Origin of the sequence: Solemya elarraichensis gill symbiont (genome assembly GCF_002021095.1) — a bacterium.
Lineage (GTDB): Bacteria > Pseudomonadota > Gammaproteobacteria > Chromatiales > Chromatiaceae.
Map to the genome: position 1 here is coordinate 1 of NZ_MPRK01000291.1, position 1,972 is coordinate 1,972.

The 1,972-nt window shown below is 47.1% G+C and carries 2 protein-coding genes; one reads left to right on the forward strand and one right to left on the reverse strand.

Translation table 11 applies throughout. The features are described from left to right. Positions 1 to 518: 518 nt before the first annotated feature. Positions 519 to 704 carry a hypothetical protein gene (locus tag BOW51_RS10285; RefSeq protein ID WP_078477632.1) on the forward strand — a complete coding sequence of 62 codons (186 nt, stop codon included), beginning with the start codon at positions 519 to 521 and terminating at the stop codon, positions 702 to 704. Positions 705 to 1,555: 851 nt separating this feature from the next. Here BOW51_RS10285 and BOW51_RS10290 read toward each other — a convergent pair. Further along, on the reverse strand, positions 1,556 to 1,810 hold the full coding sequence (locus BOW51_RS10290; RefSeq protein ID WP_135568254.1) for a hypothetical protein: 255 nt from the start codon (positions 1,808 to 1,810) through the stop codon (positions 1,556 to 1,558). Between the last annotated feature and the right edge of the window lie 162 nt (positions 1,811 to 1,972).

Consider the following 1,972-nt stretch of genomic DNA (forward strand, 5'->3'; position numbering starts at 1 on the left):
GTCCAGGAATTGATCACTCTCCAATCCGGGAGGAATACCTTGCACGAATTCGACACTGGGCGTAACAGTCTCTTTGATGACGTCATACAAGGGTTGCCACCGTTTATAGAGCCAAATGATCCTTTGCGGCAATGGCGAAATGACTCGTTCCTGGAGCATTCTCGTGACGAAATACGACTTTCCACAGGCAGTAGGCCCACTCGTTACAAGCGTAAACGGATGAAGGAAGCGGAATGACGTAGAAGGCCTCGGCATCTGACGTAGTTCGGATGTCTGCTGAGATTGAAACGACTGGTGTTGTCGAGGCATTGGTTTAGGTTCTCGTAAGCATTCGGCATTAGAGGTTGAGTCAGAATGTTTATTTCTCACGTGTCGTGTTAAATCGTGACGCCATACATATTGTGCAGAACAATGTTTACACTGATGAGACATTTTTTTACTTCGAAGTCCAAGATGCAATTCGAAAAATTGAGCTTATTTATAGTCATCAGTCAACAGGATAGGCAGCCCTTATAAAGATGGATGCACACGACGCGATGAGTGATGTCAATCAAGCAGCAGCAGCAGCAGCAGCAGCAGCAAGCAGCAGCAGCAGCAGCAGCAAGCAGCAGCAGCAAGCAGCAGCAGCAGCAGCAAGCAGCAGCAGCAGCAAGCAGCAGCAGCAAGCAGCAGCAGCAAGCAGCAGCAGCAAGCAGCAGCAGTAGGCATGTTATGTGTCACACAGTGACACAGATGGTACTCAACATGCTGAGGACCATTCCTCCTCTGGTTTGTGACGACGAGTTTTTTCGAGTTGCGGTGTTAGGACGGTATAATTGTTTCTATAAAGTTAGTGGGTGCGTTACTCCAGTCCGCTCTACTCACGTCGTATCCCCGGCGGACCACGTTTATGGACAATGACTATAGGTGAAGAGCGATGTTTGACCGATATTTGACTCTTTTTCTTATTGGGCATCGATTTAGGCCTGTAGTCTTTTCTTTTTCGGTGTAATGACGTCTTTTTCTTTTCTCTGATTTCCGATTTCGCTAATTCCAACGCCTGGGCTAATGGTGTGACAAAATTGACGATCGGTTTGGACGAGTTTCCACCTCGCTGATTCGAGTCGACCACGAATTTTCCCGTGGCGGACGACCCGAGTTTCCCCTCCGCCATTAGTTGAAAATGCTTCTTCCACTTTTCTACTTCCATTTTCTGAGGTGAAGTGTACAGCGTGTCGTTGACGAGTCACTGTCGATGTGTTGTAGACGACCTCCCCTTATAAAGATTCTCACTCTGGTCAGAGTGTCGGCTTTGATTCGCACGTAGAAGGGATCCTCGAATACTAAATACGTCTCTCTCTTTTTTCCTTTGACCTCATTCGGTAATAGCCGCAATACCGGTAACAGGGTGTTTTCGGCATAAGATTCTCGACAAATGTCCGAGCACACGTACATCATCTCTTCTTTCAGCGAAACGTCTATTTCTTTCAGTCCACACTCCCACACACCTTCTAGAGTATAAGGTTGGGGTAATTCTACGGTGAAATCTGACGCGATGTTGTTGGGTCTGAGGTCTTTACAGTTTTGGCTGCTCAGAAATAGGTAATGTTCTTCCATTGTTGAGCGAAGGCGACGGTAATGCGTATCCGATGGCACTGCACAGGAGACTGATCCACAGTTCGGAATTTCCGTTGTTCAGGGACAGGTTGACGATGGCTGTCAAGATGATGATGTAAACGATGACGATTTGACAAAAATACACAATCTCCGCTTTGGGTAATTTACTACCAAACACTAGCCACTCTTGACTATTTCTATTTTCCATTGGCAACCCTCGATCCTTTTTTTTAGAACGGGGCCGTACGTCGCTATCCCTTATTAACTATAATGTTTCAAGTCCGCTTCCGGAATCCACGAACCCCACCCCATTTACTCCGGAGTTACTCCGGAGCAGCTCCATTTACTCCGGAGTTACTCCGGAGCAGCTCCATTT

Coding starts and splice junctions, on each gene's coding strand:
- BOW51_RS10285 (WP_078477632.1), top strand. CDS start 519: ATGGATGCACACGACGCGATGAGTGATGTCAATCAAGCAGCAGCAGCA.